The sequence below is a fragment of the Vibrio sp. 10N.286.46.A8 genome (assembly GCF_041470165.1).
Classification (GTDB): domain Bacteria; phylum Pseudomonadota; class Gammaproteobacteria; order Enterobacterales; family Vibrionaceae; genus Vibrio; species Vibrio tasmaniensis_A.
Genome location: NZ_JBFRLX010000113.1, coordinates 1 through 21821 on the forward strand (window position 1 = coordinate 1; position 21821 = coordinate 21821).

General features: G+C 44.5%; 14 protein-coding genes. 10 read left to right on the forward strand and 4 right to left on the reverse strand.

Annotated elements, in window-relative coordinates:
- On the forward strand, positions 1 to 1811 hold a 1811-nt coding region (locus tag AB4232_RS12140; protein WP_372087198.1), incomplete at its 5' end, for a GGDEF domain-containing protein.
- A 76-nt stretch (positions 1812 to 1887) separates the two neighbouring features.
- Here the strand turns inward: AB4232_RS12140 and AB4232_RS12145 are convergent.
- Positions 1888 to 3627, reverse strand: coding sequence for a DEAD/DEAH box helicase (locus AB4232_RS12145; protein ID WP_372087199.1), 1740 nt, complete (start codon positions 3625 to 3627; stop codon positions 1888 to 1890).
- 97 nt (positions 3628 to 3724) lie between these two features.
- Between AB4232_RS12145 and rsuA the strand changes: the two genes are divergently transcribed.
- The 3 genes from rsuA (at position 3725) to AB4232_RS12160 (ending at position 6508) form a co-directional block, all read left to right on the forward strand.
- Positions 3725 to 4420, forward strand: a complete 696-nt coding sequence (gene rsuA, locus AB4232_RS12150; protein WP_009847085.1) for a 16S rRNA pseudouridine(516) synthase RsuA — start codon at positions 3725 to 3727, stop codon at positions 4418 to 4420.
- Between the two features lie 211 nt (positions 4421 to 4631).
- A complete protein-coding gene (locus AB4232_RS12155; protein WP_372087200.1) occupies positions 4632 to 5849 on the forward strand; it encodes a Bcr/CflA family multidrug efflux MFS transporter in 1218 nt (405 codons plus the stop codon).
- Positions 5849 to 6508, forward strand: a complete 660-nt coding sequence (locus AB4232_RS12160; RefSeq protein ID WP_009847083.1) for a DUF2913 family protein — start codon at positions 5849 to 5851, stop codon at positions 6506 to 6508. Before AB4232_RS12155 ends, AB4232_RS12160 begins: the two co-directional genes overlap by 1 nt.
- A 113-nt stretch (positions 6509 to 6621) precedes the next feature.
- Here the strand turns inward: AB4232_RS12160 and AB4232_RS12165 are convergent, their stop codons facing one another.
- The gene (locus AB4232_RS12165; protein ID WP_372087201.1) at positions 6622 to 8058 is read right to left on the reverse strand and encodes a DUF2867 domain-containing protein; all 1437 of its coding nucleotides are present in this window, start codon (positions 8056 to 8058) and stop codon (positions 6622 to 6624) included.
- Positions 8059 to 8156: 98 nt separating this feature from the next.
- On the opposite strand from AB4232_RS12165, the gene AB4232_RS12170 reads away from it, so the two are divergent.
- The 5 genes from AB4232_RS12170 (at position 8157) to nhaA (ending at position 15335) form a co-directional block, all read left to right on the forward strand.
- A complete protein-coding gene (locus AB4232_RS12170) occupies positions 8157 to 9530 on the forward strand; it encodes an MATE family efflux transporter (protein WP_372087202.1) in 1374 nt (457 codons plus the stop codon).
- Between the two features lie 122 nt (positions 9531 to 9652).
- Positions 9653 to 10324 (forward strand): ABC transporter ATP-binding protein, encoded by a 672-nt coding sequence (locus AB4232_RS12175; RefSeq protein WP_009847080.1) that lies wholly within the window; start codon positions 9653 to 9655, stop codon positions 10322 to 10324.
- Positions 10305 to 12758 carry an ABC transporter permease gene (locus AB4232_RS12180; RefSeq protein ID WP_009847079.1) on the forward strand — a complete coding sequence of 818 codons (2454 nt, stop codon included), beginning with the start codon at positions 10305 to 10307 and terminating at the stop codon, positions 12756 to 12758. Before AB4232_RS12175 ends, AB4232_RS12180 begins: the two co-directional genes overlap by 20 nt.
- A complete protein-coding gene (locus AB4232_RS12185; RefSeq protein WP_012604245.1) occupies positions 12748 to 13896 on the forward strand; it encodes a lipocalin-like domain-containing protein in 1149 nt (382 codons plus the stop codon). The genes AB4232_RS12180 and AB4232_RS12185 overlap by 11 nt, the downstream gene beginning before the upstream one ends.
- 275 nt (positions 13897 to 14171) lie before the next feature.
- The gene (nhaA, locus tag AB4232_RS12190) at positions 14172 to 15335 is read left to right on the forward strand and encodes a Na+/H+ antiporter NhaA (RefSeq protein ID WP_029222855.1); all 1164 of its coding nucleotides are present in this window, start codon (positions 14172 to 14174) and stop codon (positions 15333 to 15335) included.
- A 237-nt stretch (positions 15336 to 15572) separates the two neighbouring features.
- Here the strand turns inward: nhaA and AB4232_RS12195 are convergent, their stop codons facing one another.
- Positions 15573 to 16184: an OmpA family protein gene (locus AB4232_RS12195; protein WP_032499350.1), complete on the reverse strand. Its 612-nt coding sequence runs from the start codon at positions 16182 to 16184 to the stop codon at positions 15573 to 15575.
- Complete coding sequence (locus AB4232_RS12200) at positions 16184 to 17491, reverse strand: TolC family outer membrane protein (protein ID WP_372087203.1); 1308 nt, start codon at positions 17489 to 17491, stop codon at positions 16184 to 16186. The genes AB4232_RS12195 and AB4232_RS12200 overlap by 1 nt, the downstream gene beginning before the upstream one ends.
- 301 nt (positions 17492 to 17792) lie before the next feature.
- Here AB4232_RS12200 and AB4232_RS12205 point away from each other — a divergent pair, with 301 nt between their 5' ends.
- A complete protein-coding gene (locus tag AB4232_RS12205; protein ID WP_372087204.1) occupies positions 17793 to 21602 on the forward strand; it encodes a VCBS domain-containing protein in 3810 nt (1269 codons plus the stop codon).
- The last annotated feature ends 219 nt before the right edge of the window (positions 21603 to 21821 follow it).

A 21821-nucleotide genomic window follows, 5' to 3' on the forward strand; every position in this document is an offset into this window, starting at 1 on the left:
GCTATATAGTGCTGTTTTCTATGTTTTATATTTACAAGTTTGGGTTTTTATGGGATGGGTATGATGATAAAGGAACCTACGTTATAAATTTTTTTAGAAGCGACTACTGGTTCGTTTCTTATTCTTTATCTTTAGTTTGTGTATATTTAATGCTTGTTTTTTCAAGTTGCGATAGAATAAATACAAAGCACTTACTGATTTGTTCTTCATTTGTGTTTCTACAGTTCTTTTCAGTTTATATAAACTTTGATGTCATTGTTGGGTTTTTAATTAGCACTATCCTTGCAGCCGTTGTTATAGCATTTTGTTTGATATCAAAAGAAGTTAATAATAAAGTTCAAATAATAATTAGCTATCTTTCGTGTTTTATTATGTCTGTGGTGGTTCTTGAATCATCAATGACTATTTCATTCATACCTGAGTATTATTATTTAATACAGGCGCTATTCTACTTGTCTCATGCTTCTTTTGTATTAGCGTGTGTTTATGATCTTGGGGAATTAAGAGTTATTAATTTGGGCGATTATAAGAAATTGTTGTCTAATTCTGATAAAGATTTCATGACAGGATTGTATAATCGAAAATCTATAGAATATAAAAAGGTCATTGAGTGTTCTCGTTGTTATTATTACATTGATGCAAATCAGTTGAAGTTTCTCAATGATAGTCAAGGTCACCATGTAGGTGATCGAATGATAATAAATTTAGCTATGCGCTTCAAAAAAATAGCCGCACAAGGCATAGGGAAGGCGTATAGAGTCGGTGGCGATGAATTTGTATTAATTTGCCAAACGTCGGTTTCCAAGGAGTTACTTGAATATTTGTTGGAACAGAACCTCACCCAAGAAACAGAAAACGCTCTAAGCTTTAGTTTTGGCCGTTATCGCAGTGGTCCTAATGAATCTGTCGAAGATTGTATTTACAAAGCTGAATACTGTTGCCGTAAAGCAAAGTCCAACAATGAATCTTACCAAGACTGGCAGCAACAAGACGGGGTCATGCTCTATAGCTTACCGAACCTTAGAGTAGAAGCAGTTGAATTACTTAACTCGGATAGGTTGCTTTGCTTTGCTCAAAAAATTCATTCTTTAAAGGGTGTTGCTTCGAGCTATGAGCTACTGTGTCGTTTAAAAATGGAGGACGAAGAGGGACGTGAAAAAATCGTTTCTGCTGGTGAATTGCTCGATGTTGTAGCCTCTCATGGGCTTGAGAAGGAGCTCGATTCTCGTATGCTTACTTACGCAATTGGCTTACTTGAGCACTATTCAACTATTCAATTGTCATTAAATTTCTCAGTTAAAACCATTTTCGATATGAGTGTTATCGATCGTTTATGTCATCTACCCCCTTATATCCGTTCCCGTTTATGTGTTGAAGTGACTGAGCTTGTTTTTTATCGTGCAGATGAGAAGTTTCGAAAAATAGTAGAACGACTACAACACCACCAGATCATAGTTGCCTTAGATGATTTTGGTTCAGGTTATTCATCGTATTCAATTTTATCTGAAGGTTGTTTTGATACGATCAAGCTTGATGGTTCGCTCGTTGAAAATATTAACGGTTCTGATTTTAAGAAAAAAATGGTGCACTCATTAGTTGAGTTGGCAGAAATGAGCCAAACTAAAGTGGTTGCAGAACGTGTTGAAACAATTGAAGAGTTAAGAACTTTAGAAACGCTAGGTATTGACTTTATTCAAGGCTTTTATATTCATAGGCCAACTGTAGCCATTGAGCTTTTTGATAATATGGAAAAAGAGGCGCGGGAATCAGAAAAAGCTGAGCGCAATCTAATTTGTGGTTTAACAAGTTAACTCATGTGTGGTCATTAGAATGTGAATAAAAGGAGTATCGATACTCCTTTTATTAATTCTGTTGATTATTTGGATTCTATTGCTTCAGTTCATCTTCGAATATCTTGTCTCTCATTTTCCAAAAGCGCCCGACTTTACGTGCAATGACGAATTGAGGTGGGCGGAATCGATGTTGGTGAGCGACCACTTTCGTTGGTGAAGATTCCTCGAAGGGGCGGTGCCTGTCGGCAAGGTGAGGGCGAACAAACTGATCCTTAAAGTTCTGTTTCTGTTTCTTGGTGGTTAATGACCAAAACTCATGCACTTGTGCTTGGTTTTCTCCACGATAGGTGACTTTAAGTTGCGACTTACCTTTGTCGTCCTTGAGAACGTTCAAGTCCATCTCTAAACACTCAAACACCAACGCATCTTTTAGGTTTAACGCTTCCTTAAGCTTTTTATCTGGGTCGACCAAGGTGGCATCACACTCATGACAAATGCGCGCGGCAATGTCGTTGTCAGCGCCGCATTCACCGCAGTATTTGGCTCGGAAGCGATAATTACAGTGTTCGCGTTCTCCCGTGTCTTCATCGGTAAAGTAGCCTTGGCATTTACGGCCAAAGTGCTCGAGCAAGAAGCCATTGCTGTCTAGCTTGCCCCAGAAGTTATTGTTGAAGCCGCATGCAGGGCAGGGGATGGTGATGATTTCACTGTCTGAGTCGGGTTTTGGGTCGCCCACTTCAGGTTGATAAAGGTCGTAACTGTTGCCCGCATAGTCGAGCACTAAACACTCTTTTTTACCTGGAGACAAACGCAGGCCTCGACCAACAATTTGTTGGTACAAACTGATGGACTCTGTTGGACGCAAAATCGCGATTAAATCCACATGGGGCGCATCAAAACCTGTGGTTAATACCGATACGTTAACCAAGAACTTGATTTTACGTTCCTTGAAATCACTGATGATTTGGTCACGTTCGAGTGTCGGTGTGTCGCCGATTACAATTGAAGCTTCACCTTCGGGCAGTAAACCAAGGATCTCTTGTGCGTGTCTAACGGTGGCTGCAAATACCATGATGCCAAGCTTGTCTTTGGCCAGTTCAATGATTTGATCGACAATTTGCGGGGTAGCGCGTTTAGACTGCTCGATCACCATGTCGAGTTCTGATTCTTTATAACGACCTGTATTTGCCGGTTTTAGTTGCGAGAAATCATAGCTTAAAACGGGCGCATCAATCATTCGAGCTGGTGTGAGAAAGCCTTCGTCCAACAAGTAACGAATCGGCAGTTCGAAAATACAGTCTCTGAAAAATCTCGGCTCTTCAGAACGCACTTGGCCACGCGTGTGATATTGGTAAAGCCACCCCATACCAAGACGATAAGGCGTCGCGGTCAATCCAAGCACTTTTATACCCGCATTATTTTCACGTAAGTGAGTGATCACTTTTTGATAGCTGCTGGTCTTTTCATCTGGCACGCGGTGGCATTCGTCGATAACCAATAATGAGAACTGATTGGAGAATGAGTCAAGGTTTCGAACTACGGATTGAACCGAAGCAAACACCACTTGTTGGTCTGTCTCTTTACGCCCTAAACCGGCAGAGAAAATTGAACCTTTTAGCCCATAACCTTCATACTTTTCATGGTTTTGCTCAACGAGCTCTTTTACGTGCGCGAGCACTAGAACACGACCTTTAGCGAGCCTTGCTAGCTCTGCAATCACCAGGCTTTTTCCTGCGCCTGTAGGCAATACAAGAACAGCCGGTGTTTGGTGTTTTCTGAAGTAATGAATCACTGATTTTACTGAGTCAGCTTGGTACGGGCGGAGTGTATACATATCGTGTCTTGTAAAATGAAAAACAAATAGTGTGAAATAGCTCAACTAATTGAGCAAAGGTGACTATAATACCCGACTTAGATTAGTTGAGGTATTCATGCGTTTAGATAAATTTCTGTGCGATGCGTTAGGCGTCACTCGAAGAGAAGCAACACACTTATTAAAATCAAAAGCAGTGACAGTAAATGATGTCATTCAAAAAAGCGGCTCACTTAAGGTAACTGAAGAGTGCGTTGTGGAATGGCAAGGCAATGAGCTGAATGTTCACGGCCCGCGTTACATCATGCTTTACAAGCCAGAAGGTTTTGTTTGTTCGCATGAAGATGGCTCAAATCGCACTGCGTTTGAATTACTCGATGAAATCAAAATGGACAAGCTGCACTTTGCAGGTCGTTTAGATGTTGATACAACGGGTCTTGTCTTAATGACAGACGACGGTAAGTGGTCTCACCGTATCACATCGCCAAAGCACAAGTGCGAGAAGATGTACCGAGTGTGGTTGGTTGAACCTGTTGAAGACGATTACGTTGAAAAGTTCAAAGAGGGCATCCAGCTTAAGAGCGAAGACGGCCTAACACTTCCAGCACACCTTGAAGTACGTGCAGAGCGTGAAGTGTTGCTAACGATTCACGAAGGCAAATACCACCAAGTAAAACGCATGTTTGCAGCACTTGGTAACAAGGTAGAAGCACTGCACCGTGAACGTATTGGTGAAATCGAGATGGACGAGTCTTTAGAGTTGGGTGAATACCGTTACCTAACACAAGAAGAAGTAGACTCTATCTGGAAGTAATCTTTTCTACCGTAGATGTGGCCGACCAAGGATAGCGTCGGCTGATTATTTTGACTGGTACTAGGACAGTTTCAGCCATTATTACTATATGTTCATGTATGTGTGCGCATATTCGTGTATCACTGTGCGTATTCGTGTATTGCTGTGTGTGTATTCGTTTGCTGCGTGCATGCTCGTGCTTACATAGAACCTAGTACTTAGTCGGAGAGTTATGCAAACGTCTACCCAACAGACCCCAAGCTCACAACCACAAACTCCTCAGTTAGGTTGGATGCTATTTTTGGTTCTGGGCGCGATTGGTGCACTGACACCACTCGCCATCGATATGTACCTGCCTGCAATGCCAACGATCGCCAAAGATCTTGGTGTGACAGCAGGGGAAGTGCAAATCACACTTACCGCGTACACCGCAGGTTTCGCTTTAGGTCAGTTGTTACATGGTCCGTTAGCCGACAGTTATGGTCGCAAGCCAGTTCTACTGATTGGTGTGCTCTTCTTTGCGATAGCGTCTGTCGTGAGTGCAACCACTCATGGCATTGAAGCGTTAACGTTAGTTCGTACCGCTCAAGGTTTTGCAGGTGCGGCGGCGGCGGTCATTATCCAAGCGGTTGTGCGTGATATGTTCGACCGTGAAGATTTTGCAAGAACCATGTCGTTCGTTACCTTAGTGATGACGGTTGCGCCATTAATTGCCCCTATGATTGGTGGTTATTTGGCATTGTGGTTCGGCTGGCGTTCAATCTTTTGGGTGTTAGCTATTTTTGCAGTGATTGTGATTCTCGCGGTGATAATCAAAATCCCTGAAACTCTGCCTGTTGAAAATCGTCAACCATTGCGCTTTAAAACCACGATTCGTAATTACGCTCGTTTATGTAAAAACTCGACCGCTATGGGCCTAATTTTCTCGGGTGCATTCTCGTTCTCTGGGATGTTTGCATTCTTAACCGCAGGCTCTTTTGTCTACATTGATGTCTATGGAGTACGTCCTGACCTGTTTGGTTTCCTGTTTGGTCTGAACATCGTTGCGATGATTCTGATGACGACAATTAATGGTCGAATTGTTAAGAAGGTTGGCTCTCATACCATGCTGAGAGCCGCGCTGGTCATTCAATTATTGGCTGGCGTCGGTTTACTGGTTGGTTGGTTATTGGATCTCGGGCTTTGGGGTATTGTGCCGTTTGTGATGCTATTTATTGGCACCATTTCTACTATCGGCAGTAACTCTATGGGTCTATTGCTCAGTGGTTATCCAAACATGGCCGGTACGGCTTCATCGCTTGCGGGAACATTAAGATTTGGTACTGGTTCTGTCGTTGGAGCTATCGTTGCGATGCTGCCAAGTGACAGTGCCGGGTCTATGGCTATGGTAATGGCTGCGTGTGCAGTAATGTCAGCATTACTATATTGGACATTAGGAAAGAAGGCATAATGTCAAAATACTATATTGAAATTCAGAAGTTAGTGAATGATGCATTAGGCGAGCTTTACGCTCTGCACAAAGCAGGCAAAGCGATTGATGCGCCTATTGCGAACAACCTTTATTTAGTTCGTTGGGTAACGAAGGCGATTAAGGCTCAGTCTTATGATCGTGTGATTGTGCCTGACTTGGTTCGCTGGCAGAAACAGGGCCGTTCAAAGGGCAATAACTCTGATTTAACTTTTACCTTTAAACGTATTTCTGCGTTTTACGGACGTTTTTTCCCTGAAGGCGAAGAGCCTAAAGCGCTAAAAGACAGTGATGTTGAAGCGTTCATGGACAAAATGTACGAGATGGGTTGGAGTGTATCAAGTGAAGACGAGCTAACGACTGGAGGCAAGATTCAGTTCTTCACTGATGGTGAGCACTCTTTTGCACTTTGTGGCAAACAGTGTGACGACTCGTTCGACGGTGAGCTAATGGTAAAACCAATGAACTGGTTTGTTCGTGGTAACCACGCTGAGTTTATTCAAGCAGCGATGGAAGCAGGTTTCATGCTTCACAAAGTCACTGACTACAAGTCAGCGGTGAAGTATCACGGTGAATACATCGTGTACCCAGCTAACCAAGGCAACCAACTGGCTGAGATCCCAATTAGCGTTATTGGCTAATCTAGTGACAGTTAAAAATATAAAGACCGCCTAAATGGCGGTCTTTTTCTAGCAAGAAGGTGTGGAGGGAGTCTCATCTATAGCTCTTAATTTCTTCGCATCTCGAATCTGCTTTAATCCTTCATCTGATCTTTAGCTTGCTTCTCAATCGCCTTCACCATGCCTTTAAAGATAAATAGGTGAGCTGGCATCATCGCGAACCAATACAGTAAGCCTAAAAAGCCTTTTGGATGCCACCAAGCTGAAATGTTCAGTTCACGAGAATCACCGTGGTCAGATACGGTGATTTCGAGTCTCCCCAAACCGGGACCTTTCATACCGAAAAGCAGAGATAGAAACTGATTTTCTTCACAGCGAATAACCTTCCAAGAGTCAATCTTGTCACCGACTTTTAGGTTAGAGCCTTCTGGCATTTGTCGAACCGGTACACCACCGCCAAAGAGAAGATCTAACCATTCGCGTGTGCGCCATAGAGCATTAGCAAAGAAGTAACCTTGCTTCGGGCTTCCTATTTGCTGAGCGACCTGCCAAAGGGATTCTAAAGATGCGCTTGAGGTGATACTTGCGCCTGTTTTCTTAGGATAATAGCCGTACCCAGCTTGCCAGCGTTTGAAGGCGGTCTTATCAAAGCCCCAAACATTACTTTTCACGAAGTTTCCTTCAGCGTGAATCGCTTGCTCAACCATATTTTCGAACGAGATAAGCTTCTGAGGGTACTTTTCTCTAATGATGGTCGAACTGGCAATAAAGTCATGCTTTAAGCCCGCGAGAAGCGCTCTGCCTATGTTAGACGGAACAGAAGTCACCACGCCCAACCAATAAGACGCCATTGAAGGTGTGAGGAGTGACGTCGCCCAAAGCCTGAGTGGGCGATCGGCAGTTTTTGCAATGTGAGCAAATTGATTTCGATAAGAGACAATGTCTGGCCCGCCAACTTCGAAGGTTTGGCTTTCGCTAGGCGTGTCCTGTGCGAGTTTTAGCAGATAGTAGTTCAGGTTCTGCAAGGCAATAGGGTTGGCTTTAGAGTCGACCCATTTGGGCGCAATCATGATAGGTAAGTTGTACACGAAGTCTCGCATGATCTCGAACGCTGCAGAGCCAGGGCCGATGATCACGCCTGCTTGCAGTTCAGTGACGGGGACTGGCCCTTTACGAAGCAGTTTTCCGGTTTTCTTTCTCGCTTGAAGGTGTTCTGAATCACCCGTTTGCGGTTGAAGCGAACTCAGGTAGATGACGTGTTGATTCTTTGGCCCAAGAGCCGAAACAAAGTTACGTGCTAGGTTCAATTCGTAGTCAATAAAATCGTGGCCTTCAGCCATTCCATGGACGAGAAAGAAAATAAGGTCAAAGTCAGGGACGAGCGCTTGAGTCGCAGCTTGATCTGCAAGATCAAGATACACGAGCGATAGGTTATCGTGAGGCTCGGTTCGTGCTTTTAAATAGTCGATATGCCTTGCTGCTGCGGTGACTTGATAGCCTTGTTCAAGCAGGAGAGGGAGGAGCTGCGAACCAACATATCCAGAAGCGCCTAAAACCAGTACTTTCTTCATTGTTACTCCATTTATATCTGTGGTTAAAAACCGAACATTGATATAATAGCGCGATATTTATCTTTATTCATCAATACGTTCCGTTTAGGTCTCTCTATATGTTGCTCTCTTCAATTATCCATCACACTCGAGGTGATTTTGTTCGTAGGCTTATTGCGATTGCTTTACCTATCACCTTGCAGAGCATTATGTTCTCAAGTCGAGGCCTTGTGGATGTATTGATGTTAGGCCAATTGGGTGAAGCTGATATTGCTGCGGTGGGTGTGGCGAGTCGAGCCATGTTTGTGACGACCATTATGCTGGTGGGTGTCACTACGGGCGGCGCTTTGCTAACGGCTCAATATTGGGGCGCGGGTAACAAACAAGGTGTGCGAGAAAGTACCGCGCTTACATGGTTGGTTTCGACACTATTTGCGTTACTAACTATTGTTTTCTTCGTTTCATTTCCCGCACAAATCATGGGTGTGACGACTGACTCCCAAGAAGTGATCAACCTTGGTGTTGAATATATTGTTATCACCTCGTTTAGCATGCTAGCTGTATCGTGCGTTAGCAGTATGGCTGTAGGTTTGAGAGCGATGCACAAACCCGGGCTAAGCACCTTCTTCAGCGGTATCGGTATCCTGTCTAACGTGTTCTTAAACTGGGTGCTGATCTTCGGTAACTTAGGGTTTCCTGCGCTTGGAATCAAAGGCGCAGCGATTGCGACAGTGTTGAGTGGTGCAATCGAAGTGGCGACCTTGTTTGGCTATCTTTATTGTTCAAAGCATCTCTTGGCTTTCAAATTATGCGATATAAAAGCAGCAGCTTCGATTGAAAAAGTGGTTCGCTTCTTAAAGTTATCGCTGCCGACGACGTTTAACTTTTTGGCGTGGGCTGGTGGCTTATTTGCTTACCACGCGATCATGGGGCAATCGGGCGTTCAAGGACTGGCAGCACTGTCAGTGATGACGCCGGTTGAATCTATCTCATTGAGTTTACTGATTGGTCTTTCGAATGCGGCAGCGGTTCTGGTGGGTAATCAACTTGGCGCAAAGAATAATGAAGCGGTTTATTACCAAGCGTTAGGCTTAACGATTTTGTGTTTCTTGACCAGTATCGTGGTCGCGATTTTTCTTTACTTCGTACAAACGCCAATACTGAATGCTTTTAGTGCACTGACGGAAGAAACCAGAGCCCTCTCAGAAAAGTTCATTCTAATTTTAAGCGTGGGTATTGTTATCCGATCGGTACCGCTGACTGTCATTGTTGGTGTGTTGAGAGCGGGCGGTGATGTGAAGTTCTGCCTTTATCAAGACCTGATTGCCCAATGGGTGATCGGTATTCCGCTCGCCGCGATTGCTGCTATCTATCTGAAGTTTCCACCTGAGTGGATATATCTGCTTTTCCTCACTGAAGAAGCGCTTAAGTGGGGTGGGTCGCTCTACCGCATGAAAACAAGAAAATGGATTAAAAACTTGATAGGAAATTGAAGTAGAGCGCATCAACCCCATCACTTTATCGTTGGTGTGTGATCTATCTTTCAAAATACTTCCTCCTAACAGGGAATTAGTGTAGATTCTCATTCCAAATTCTAACTAATGTGAGCTGTTTAATGTTAAAGCTGTCAGACCTGTGTAAAGGCTATGTCGATGGGGGGGAGTTTCACCCTGTTTTGCAAGGTGCTGAATTAACATTAAACCAAGGTGATCAGCTGGCATTAATGGGAGAAAGTGGCTCTGGTAAGAGTACTTTGCTGAATCTTATCGCGGGTTTAGACCTCGCCGATTCCGGTGAAATCGCTTTCCCTCACTTCGATATGCACGACTCGACCGAGCGTGACCGCACCGCTTATCGTAGGAACAACATCGGTCATATCTTTCAGCAATTCAACTTGCTACCAACGCTTAACATTGCCGACAACATCCGTTTTTGCCGCCAGTTAAAAGGTTTACCTGAAGATAAGGGACTCTGGAGGCAGATTCTTTCTGCTTTAGACCTTATGCCTTTGCTTGGTCGTTACCCTGAAGAAGCATCTGGTGGCCAGCAACAACGAGCTGCGATTGCTCGTGCTTTGTATATGGAACCGAAAATATTGTTGGCTGATGAACCAACGGGAAGCCTTGATGAGCGCAATGCGGAAGCTGTGATGCGTTTGCTGACCTCTTTGGCCCGCCAATTAGAATGTACCTTATTGCTGGTGACACACAGTGAGAAAGTTGCATTGCATATGGATGGCAGAATTCGTCTACAAGGAGGGCAACTGCATGTTATGGCCCGTAGTTAAAGCGCTACTTGGTCACTATCGACGTTACCCACTTCAGATTATCTTGGTATGGCTTGGTTTAACTCTTGGCGTATCACTTTTGGTTGGTGTTACCGCTATCAACCAACACGCCAAGCAAAGTTATACGCATGGCGAAAAACTCTTTTCGAATCCTCTTCCTTACCGTATTCGACCAAAACATAACGCGAATAAAATCCCGCAAGGTTTTTACATTCAGCTTCGTCGTGAAGGCTTTCAGCAGTGTTCTCCTTTTGACCACCATAGTATCACTGATGAAAATGGTGCAAACTTTATGCTTATTGGCATAGACCCTGTTTCTATGCTTCAGCTTCAGCCTGGTGCTGCCCTAAAAGAACTCACCACGTTAGATCTCATGAAACCACCATATCCGATCCTAGTGAGTGATGATCTTGCTGAACATATGGAATGGAAGGATGGGGACTACATTCCACTGATGGATGGTTCAGAGCTAGGTCCAGTGGTAGTGGACCAAAATAACCTGATTAATGGTACAAGGTTGATTGCGGATATCTCTTTGCTCCGAATGCTTAAACGCAGTGCAGGGCTTTCCGTGATTGCGTGTTCAGACATGTCTCCCGAGAAGTTTGAACGTCTTAAAAACATGTTGCCCAATGGTTTGACAATCTCTCGCAGCTCTAAAGCTGAGCTTGAGTCATTGACTAGCGCTTTCCACTTAAATCTAAAAGCGATGGGCATGCTGTCGTTTGTCGTTGGCTTGTTTATTTTCTATCAAGCGATGTCGCTGTCTTTCATTCAGCGCCAACCACTCGTCGGAATCTTGAGACAAACAGGTGTGTCTGGTTGGCAACTGACTAAAGCGCTTTGCTTAGAGTTATTGTTATTGGTTCTACTGAGCTGGATCTGCGGTAATGTATTCGGTGTCATGTTGGCAAACCAACTGTTACCTGCCGTTTCTTCGAGTTTAGGTGATCTTTACGATGCGAATGTGGGCTTAACCCTTAGCTGGAGTTGGCGTTGGAGTGGTTATAGCTTATTAATGGCGTTGCTTGGTGCATTCCTAGCGTGTGCATGGCCATTGGTTCGTTTGCTGAGGTCGCAACCGATTCGTTTGTCATCTCGTTTATCTTTGATGCGTTTTGCTGGCACTGAGTTTACTTGGCAAGCATTGATTGGTTGTGGTTTCTTGGTTGCAGCTGTCGCTGTGTATCAAGCCCCACAAACGCAAGAATCTGGTTTTGCGATTATTGCCCTGATGCTCGTCAGTGTGGCTTTGTTTACGCCTTTCTTGATGTGGAAGCTGTTCAACAGTTTGTCTTATTCACTGCGTTGGGTTCGTGCTCGCTGGTTCTTTGCGGATGCCGCTTCAAGCATGAGTTATCGTGGTGTGGCGACAATGGCGTTCATGCTAGCGTTAACAGCGAATATTGGTGTAGAAACCATGGTGGGTAGCTTTAGGGATACCACCGATAAATGGCTAACACAGCGTTTGGCTGCAGACCTTTACATTTACCCAACCAACAACGCCGCTGCACGTATGAGTAATTGGCTGTCAGAACAGCCTGAAGTCGATTCAGTTTGGTGGCGTTGGGAGAAAGATGTCGCTTCCCCTGTCGGAAGTACCCAGGTGGTCAGTACTGGTCCTTCTGAAGGCGAATTAGAAGCGCTGACGATCAAGTTAGGTATTCCGAATTACTGGTACCACCTGCATCATTCGAAAGGTGTGTTGATCAGTGAATCGATGTCTCTCAAGTTAGGGATTCGCCCAGGCGACTATATAGACCTTTATGACAGTCTTGGCTCTGGTTGGCAGGTTGTTGGTGTTTATTACGATTATGGCAACCCTTACCATCAAGTCATGATGTCACATCGAAACTGGCTATCTGGGTTTGCTGGACGCGGAAATGTCGGTCTAGGCGTCATACTCAAAGATGATGTCAATTCCGTAGGACTTCGAAGTCGATTGGAAAGCGTATTCAGGCTTGGATCTGAGCGTATTTTTGATAATAACAATATTCACAGTCAGGCGATGAGAGTGTTTGATAGAACATTCGCGATAGCTGATACATTGGGTAACATCACTTTGGTCATCGCGGTCTTCGGCATCTTTTTCGCGACGGTTGCGGGTGAAGTGTCTCGACAAAGGCATATTTCATTGCAACGTTGCTTAGGGGTCTCGGCAAAAGAGCTGATTTTTACAGGCAGCTTGCAGTTGTTTGTGTTCGGACTTATTTCTTCCTTGATTGCTATCCCGCTCGGATTGGCGTTAGCCAGCTTGATCGTCGATATTGTCATTAAGCAGTCTTTTGGGTGGTCACTCGAATTACAAGTGATTCCTTGGGACTATTTGCAGACATTTGCGTGGGCCATGGCAGCATTAATGTTAGCTGGTGCATTGCCAGTGATGAGAATGATTCGGAACACACCGATGAAATCACTGAGGGATGCGCTTTAATATGCTTCAACGAAATGGCTCAAAAAAACTCAGACACCGATTTGTTTCTGCTCTATTACTGATTGGTTTCTTTGGCACTATTTTAGGTGTCTGGGCTTACTATTCCTATTTTGTCGATGTTGGCGATAAGGGTGAGAATGAGGTTAATTCAGTACTTGTAAGTGAGCACTTCAATGTGTTTGAACCTGTATTGCCAGACCGAGGCGTTTCGTTGCCTCGTGATTTCCAGTTCCACCCAGAATTCCAGCATGAGTGGTGGCATTATTTTGCGTCTCTAAAAGGGGATGATGGGAAAAAGTACTCGGTACAGTGGAGCTTCTTTCGCATTGCAACCGATGAGCGAGAAACCTGGGGGTGGCAAAGCCCGCAGGTTTATATTTCAAATGTGGTAATTTCGTCTGAATCTAAGGTTTGGAAAGAGCAACGTTTGGCGCGTGGTGGCATTGGACAGGCGGGAATGACCAGTCATCCGTTTAGAATTTGGATTGATAACTGGAACTGGCGTGCCTTGGGTAACACACCGTTTCCAGGTCGCCTTCAAGTACAAACCGATACGTTCGGCCTTGAACTCGACACTATTGCGAAAGGGCCATACGTGCTCAACGGCGATAACGGCTATCAGAAAAAGCACGACTTATTGCCTGTCGCGTCTTATAACTTCAGCGCTCCGTTTTTATCTTTGAGTGGGGTTTTGAATCTCGACGGTGTAACGAAAGAAGTCGAAGGTACTGCGTGGGTGCATAAAGAGTGGGGCAGTGGTTTACTCGGAGTCGGTCAGCAAGGCTGGGATTGGTTCGTGTTTAATCTCGATGACGGTACTGCACTGAGCATTAACCGATATCGCCATAATCAACAATTGCCTTATGTTTTTGGAACATTGGCAACTCGTTCTGGCAAAGTGTATCAGCTAACGGACTCCGACATTTCTATCAAGCCATTACAGAATACGACGCTAATGAATGGTAGAAGAATGCCGCTCCAATGGATTATTAACGTGCCACAACACGATATCAATCTCACTACGCGTATCAAACGTAGGGATATGTGGCTGCCTTTTGTCATACCCTATTGGGAAGGGCCAATTATGGCGAGCGGAAGCCATGAAGCAACAGGCTTTATGCAGTTAACTGGCTACTAAAAAACACCTAAGGCTATCATTTGATAGCCTTTTTTTATGTTTGATATTCCGACAACCCTCGAATTATTTGTGCATACAGCCTTGGTGAACTCATCTATACTTAATTCATGGTGCATAACAACATTATGGAATATACGACGTATTGTTTAGTATTTGTAGGAAAAACCGAAGTTAAACATCCGAAGAAGTGATTATCTATCGATAGAGCTTGGATATAAACTCGTGGTTATTCTTTGTTATTCGTTTATTTAAATAATAAATATAAGGGCGAAATCATGACCGACGTCATCCGTGACTTCTTTAAATTGGAATCTGCTGGCGGCATCATACTAGTCATCGCTGCGGCGATCGCAATGTTTGTAGCAAACTCACCATTGAACGAAATGTACCAAGGGGTACTGCACAGCTATGTTCTTGGTATGTCTGTATCACACTGGATTAACGATGGCTTAATGGCTGTCTTCTTCCTTCTAATTGGCTTAGAAGTTAAGCGCGAACTGTTAGAAGGCGCATTAAAGTCTAAAGAGACAGCAATCTTCCCAGCTATCGCAGCGGTGGGTGGTATGCTAGCTCCTGCACTTATTTACGTGCTATTCAATTCAAGTAACCCTGAAGCGCTTCAAGGTTGGGCTATCCCAGCGGCAACTGATATCGCTTTCGCATTGGGCATCATGGCTCTTCTTGGTAACCGTGTACCGGTAAGCTTGAAGGTATTCCTACTAGCGTTGGCAATTATCGATGATCTAGGGGTTGTTGTTATCATTGCACTGTTCTACTCAGGTGATCTATCGACGCTTGCACTAACGGTTGGCTTCATTGCAACTGGTGTGCTGTTCATGCTAAACAACAAGCATGTAACTAAGCTGAGTGTTTACCTTATTGTTGGTGCAATTCTGTGGTTCGCAGTATTGAAGTCAGGTGTTCACGCAACATTGGCTGGTGTAGTCATTGGTTTTGCTATCCCACTGAAAGGCAATAAAGGAGAGCGTTCTCCGCTGAAACATCTAGAACATGCTCTGCACCCATACGTCGCTTTTGCAATTTTGCCAATCTTCGCATTTGCAAACGCAGGTATCTCACTAGAAGGCATCTCAATTTCAAACCTTACAGGCATGCTACCGCTTGGTATTGCTATGGGTCTATTGGTTGGTAAGCCTCTGGGTATCTTCCTATTCAGCTGGGGTGCTGTGAAAACGGGCATCGCTAAGCTTCCTGAAGGTGTGAACTTCATGAACATCTTCGCGGTATCTGTGTTGTGTGGTATTGGCTTTACGATGTCTATCTTTATTTCATCGCTAGCATTTGGTCCAACGAACGCAGATTTTGATACGCTTGCTCGATTAGGTATCCTGATGGGCTCAACGACCGCAGCTATCTTAGGTTACTTCCTGCTAAGTATTTCTCTACCGAAAACTAAGCATCAAGAAGTAAAGCTATAATTGGTAGGTAAAAGCATAATCGGTAGTAGGTTCGCTTAAGAGGGAGCCTACTCACTGAGTAACAAGTCAATTTCTGAGTAGCAAGAAGAGTCACAGAATCACCTTTACGATTCATGTGACGACAAAGAACAAAAAGCCGTGATTGGTAACCCTATCACGGCTTTATTGATCTTGAAGCTAAGCTGTATTTGTAAGCGAATTTACCTTACATCTTGCGCTTTCAGTGATGATGTCACGTTACTTTTCTAGTGTGGTAAAAATGGTCCACTCTTCAACGATCTGCTCACTTAACCCAACTACGGTCGCGGTTACCTTACGATTCAGTGCGTGTGAAGTAGGATCGTCACCATCGTTTTCTAAGCGTTCTTCACCATAGCCAACAATTCTCACGCGCTCTGGTTCTATACCATTCGAAAGTAACTCATCTTGTACATTGTTTGCTCGTTTCTTTGACAAGTCTAAGTTGTATTCGTTGGAGCCCACTTTACTGGCGTAACCTTGGATTTCAATTGAAGCGCTTTTGTAGTTTTCAAGAAACTCTGCCATGGTGCTAATTTGGCTAGAAAATATTGGGTTTACTTCAAATGAGTCATGAGCAAAGAGTATTTTCAGCTGTCGTACTTCTTCTGCTCGAATTGTTTCACCACAGCCATCATTGTCGACTTGTGATGTTTCTGGTGTACCAGGGCAGGTATCTCGCGCGTTTACTACACCATCTTTATCATCATCTTGTAGATCGGCAATTTGTTCAGCTTCGGGCGTCTCGATGTAGGTTTCTCGCTGCTGATTGGAGCAGGCAAATAAAGTCATCGTTAATACGGGAAGTAATAAGTAAGTTATTTTCATCATTAATACTCCACGGCCGTTGTCCACTCTTCCGGTATATCAACCAGCAGAGCATTCAATAAAGAACCTGTAGCGTTCATCACTCGGTATTTAGCGTACTGCTCCGAATAATGGGCATCCAGATAATCTTTGCGTGCTTCAAACAGTTCGTTCTCAGTATTGAGCAGGTCAAGCAGAGTACGTTTACCTATTCGGTATTGTTTTTCATAGGCGATAACGGTTTCTGAAGCTGAATCAACATGGTCGGACAAAAAGTTTTTCTGTTGCAGTGTGAGATCTAAGGCGCTCCATGAGAGGCGAAGTCCTTCTTCGACTTGGCGATAAGCACGATCTCTAAGATCTTTCGCCTTATTGAGTTGGTAAGCAGAAGCTTCTGAATTGGCGCTGTCTGTACCACCATTGTACAAGTTATACCGCATTCTCAGCATTGCGAGCGTTTCTTGACTTGAACCTTCATCGCCTCCTGCATCATCACGCCATGACTGAGACGCTTCGATAGAGAATGTAGGATAGTTTACGCCTTTGGACTGTTTATATTGAAAATGTGCTGCGTCGACATCTGCCGCCGCTATTTTAATTACAGGGTGTTTATCTAAAGCGTCAACTAGGGCATCTGACAATGACAGTGGAATCCAAGATATGTCAGCCCTTGGGTAAATCAGACCTAGCGGTTCTTGTCCTACAACTCTTCTAAATTGGGTATGTGTGTCGATCAAATTATTCTGGGCGGCTAATAAGTTACCATGAGCTTTTGCAATCCTAGCTTCTACTTGCGAAACGTCTGCGGTAGAACCTATGCCTGAACTCGCTCGTTTTTTTATGTCTTTATAGATTTTCTTGTGTATCGCAAGGTTACTTTCTGACAGCGCCAGTACCTCAGTCGCTTTTACTGCGTCGAGATATATTTGTGTTACCTCCAGTGCTTTGTCTTCGGCATCGGCTATCAATTGCAAACGAACTGATTCGGCTTCTGCAGCGGTACGGTCAATATCGTTCAGAGTCGAAGAACCATCCCACAGCAATTGAGTGAGAGAAATCGTTGCTTCCTTTCTTGTTAGATCCGTGTCTGGACCGTTATTTGGTGCAGGGTTTATACCTTCATAACCAATACCGGCATCAAGGTCGATACTCGGCCTGTATGCCCCACCAGAGGCGTCATTACGCTTTTTCACGCTCACATATTCGTTAAAGATGCTTTTTATCTTTGGATTCGTTGCCAGGGTAATAGCCACAGACTGTTCCAGAGTTTGAGCGGCGAGTGGTGCTGCAGCAACTAAGCAACACATTATGGATAATTTAAACAATTTCAAAGTAGCTCTCCTTCTACTTTCAATGCCTCATCCGTTTCCCAACCTACGTTTACCGTTGAATTGAGTGAATGGTATTAAACGAAGCTTAGGACATTTGCAAAAAAATGCGAAGTTTGTTGGTTTTTTTTTGAATGTAAGTCGCTATTGCTATTGACTAATTTAAAAAGCATCGCATTTCCATGCCTTTAGTGAGTTGATTATCAATAATGCCACTACTAAATTTATTGTAGGAAATAGCCACAGCGCAGAGTGGGATTGGATCCGCGTTTGGTGTGTTCTGGGCAGAAGTGGGAATATGGATATGGGAAATATCAACCTAAGTATACTAGGTCTTGCGAACGGCGTTATAGTGCTCGACGCTCAAGGCCAAGTTAGACGTTTGCCTCCGGGCGAGCAACCAGCTACTAGCGACGTCATTGTCACTGTCGAAACAACTGAAGAGAGCGTGCCAAACGTTTCTGCACGGTTTGTCGATGACCAAGGTCAGCAAAACGTGATAGACACTGATGATGCGATCGCTCAAGTTCAACGTGCTATTGAAGAAGGGTTTGATCCAACAGAATTGGGTGAAGAGTTTGATGCCGCAGCAGGTGAGCAAGGCTCAAGTCTAACCAACAGCGGTAGGATTGAACGTACAGGGGCTGAAACTCTGGCTTCAACAAACTTTGAAACTGACGGACTTGAATCTCAAGGGCTGTCCGAAACTCAAAGTATTGCTCTTTTCGATATCATTGCTCTTGCGCTTGTTTCAGGTGAAACCAACGTTATTGAGTTTGAACAGGATGAGCCTATTGAAACCGGGGGCGCTTTAACCATTGACGATCCGGACGTTACCTTTATCGCCAAAGATGCGGAAGGCGAAAATGGGTTCGGGTCTTTTGTCGTTAATGAGGATGGCTCCTGGACATTCGTGGCCAACAGTCCATTTGATGAACTTGCTGATGGCGAGCAAATTCAAGATACGACGACAGTGCAAACCTCCGACGGTGGCGAACAAGTCATCACCGTCACCATCATTGGTACTGATGATGCGGCAGTCGCTACCGATGACTCGGGCAGTGTGACTGAGGACATTGATGTAGATGAGATCACCAATCAATTAGTGACGTCTGGTCAGATCGTAATTACAGATGTAGACAGCGACACTCCTACCTATTCAGCTGACGGTGAGTTTAACCTCGTAGGTTCAACAAACGAATCACAGCTAGGCGTATTGAGCATCGACCCTGATGGTGCTTGGACTTACGTAGTTAACAACGACGATGTTCAGTACTTGGATGACGATGAATTCGTTACTGAGGTTTATACCGTGACAGCCAGTGACGGTACCACTAGCGAAGTGACTATCACTATTAACGGTGCCGATGATCCATCTGACATAACCGTTGGTGAAGGTGATTCAGACACAGGAGAAGTGACTGAGGATGTGGATGTTGATCAAGAGAGCAACAACTTAGCGACGTCAGGGACGCTAACCATCACCGATGTCGACGATAATGATGTCGCTGCTTTCGAACCAAACGGTGTGTTTAACCCAGAAGGTTCGACCAATGATACTGCGTTGGGTATGTTGACCATTACCGATGGTGGTGAATGGACTTACGTCGTCAACAACGATGATGTGCAATACCTTGACGACGATGAGTTTGTCACCGAGGTTTACACGGTTACTGCGATTGACGGAACCACAAGTGAAGTGACCATCACCATCAATGGTGCCGATGATCCGTCCGAGATTACCGTAGGAGAAGGTGACTCAGACATGGGTGAGGTGACGGAAGATGTCGATGTTGACCCGGAGAGTAACGACTTGATGGCGACGGGAACACTGACGATTACCGATGTTGATGCTAATGATGTGGCGGCTTTTCAACCTAACGGAACGTTTAATCCTGAAGGTTCGACCAATGATACTGCGTTGGGTATGTTGACCATTACCGACGATGGCGAATGGACTTACGTCGTAGACAACGACGATGTGCAATATCTCGATGATGATGAGTTTGTCACCGAGGTTTACACGGTGACTGCGATTGACGGAACCACAAGTGAAGTGACCATCACCATTAACGGTGCTGATGATCCATCTGAGATTACGGTTGGGGAAGGTGACTCAGACATGGGTGAGGTGACGGAAGATGTCGATGTTGACCCGGAGAGTAACGACTTGATGGCGACGGGAACACTGACGATTACCGATGTTGATGCTAACGATGTGGCGGCTTTTCAACCTAACGGAACGTTTAATCCTGAAGGTTCGACCAATGATACTGCGTTGGGTATGTTGACTATTACCGACGATGGCGAATGGACTTACGTCGTCGACAACGATGATGTGCAATATCTCGATGACGATGAATTTGTCACCGAGGTTTACACGGTTACTGCGATTGACGGAACCACAAGTGAAGTGACCATCACCATCAACGGTGCCGATGACCCATCTGAGATTACGGTTGGGGAAGGTGACTCTGACGTGGGAGAAGTGACAGAGGACGTCGATGTCAATGAAGATACCAACGAACTCTCGGTGTCTGGTACTTTAACGATTACTGACGTCGACACCAGTGACATGCCTGCATTTAAACCTAATGGCGTGTTTATCCCTGTTGGATCTACTTATGCACTTGCACTAGGAATGTTAACGATTACTCCTGAAGGGGCATGGAGTTATGTCGTTGATAACGATGCGGTTCAATACTTGAACGATGACGACACGGTTATTGAGCGATATGTCGTCACCGCCATCGATGGTGTAGAGCATGTTATCGAGATAACAATCAATGGTGTCAATGACGCACCTGAAGCGACCAGCTTTACGGTCGTTAATGATGAGGACGCGATTATACCTATCCTCTTCGATTCTGAAGATGGCGGCATGCCAGATTACATCTCAGATATAGAAGATGATCATGACGACATTCCACTTAATATTCGGATAGAAAGTTTGCCAACCAATGGCAGCCTTTTGTATACCGATGAAAATGGCGTCACGAGAGAAATTGTGCAGTCTGACGTCGACAACGGTGTGTTGTTTGTCCCAAACAATATCAGCTTCGTTGCCGGGCCTGGAGAAATGTTTGAAATGGGCTTCAGTGGTGACCCTGACGATATGCCAGAGCTCGTTGATGGTTTCTATAATTGGGGCGTCGCGGTGTCACCAACCGAAAGACTTATTACCCTAGATAACGGCAATACGATTACGGTTACGATTGAAGACAACAATAATAAGCCTTTGAAACAGTATCAAGGTGAACAGTCTCATGTCGGTTTTGGTATTGGTGATACCGATGGTAGAGGTATGAACAAACAGGAGACCTTAGTCCTCGATTTTACAAATAATCCATTAGGGGTTGTTGATTTTGGTCTAGATGGTTTGGGTGGTTCATTTAACACCAATAGTAATGTTTATGTTGAAGTACTCTATACCTTTGCTGATGGTACAACGCATACAGAGCAGTATCAGAAAGACCCCGGAGACACCGGAAATAGCCAACTTCTATATGATTTTAGTTATTCATCACCAGATAATCCGATCGTTGGAATGGAGTTGTCATCGACAGGGGGCAGTTGGGAGTTACGCTATGTCCAAGGTAACGAGGCGGTAACTGAAGACCCGCAGTTTAATTATGTCGCGGTCGACTCTAATGGCGTAGAAAGTACGGTAGAGACGGTCACCATAGATATCGAAGAACCGCAGCAATATAACGTTATTAGTGCAGCGAGTAATGAACCTTTGTATGCCGAGTCAGGCAACGATCTGCTGATTGGAGATAGCGGAGAGAACATCTTCACTTGGCTAGACTCTACGCTCGACAATGGGACCGATATCATTAAAGACTTTGAGCTTTATACGGAGGGCGCCGGTGATCTGATTGACCTCAATGATCTACTTGAAGACCCACAAGATGAAACTCAAATGGCCGAGCTGCTTGGCATGATTGAAGTGTCTGTTGATGGAGACGATATCGCACTATCGATTCCAATCAATGGCGGCAGTGATACTCAAACCATAGTGGTTGAAGGTATTGCAACGGAAATGGGAGCTTCGGTTGATCTCGGCAATGATCTTTCGGTGCTAGCCGAGTTAATCAAAAATGATGCAGCCTAGTCGGATCGTGAAATGCTTTGAACTTTAATGTAATGAAAGCCTTCGGTTTCGAGGGCTTTTTTGTGCCTACTATTAACCTAAAAAACACCGTGATCTTAGACAAAAAAAAGCCCAAACCAACGCGGTTTGGGCGGATACAAGTATAGGAGTTAATAAGGAAAATGCAGTAATTAAGAAAACAGTGAGAAACAAGTTTGACGGCCTGTTAAACATCTAAAT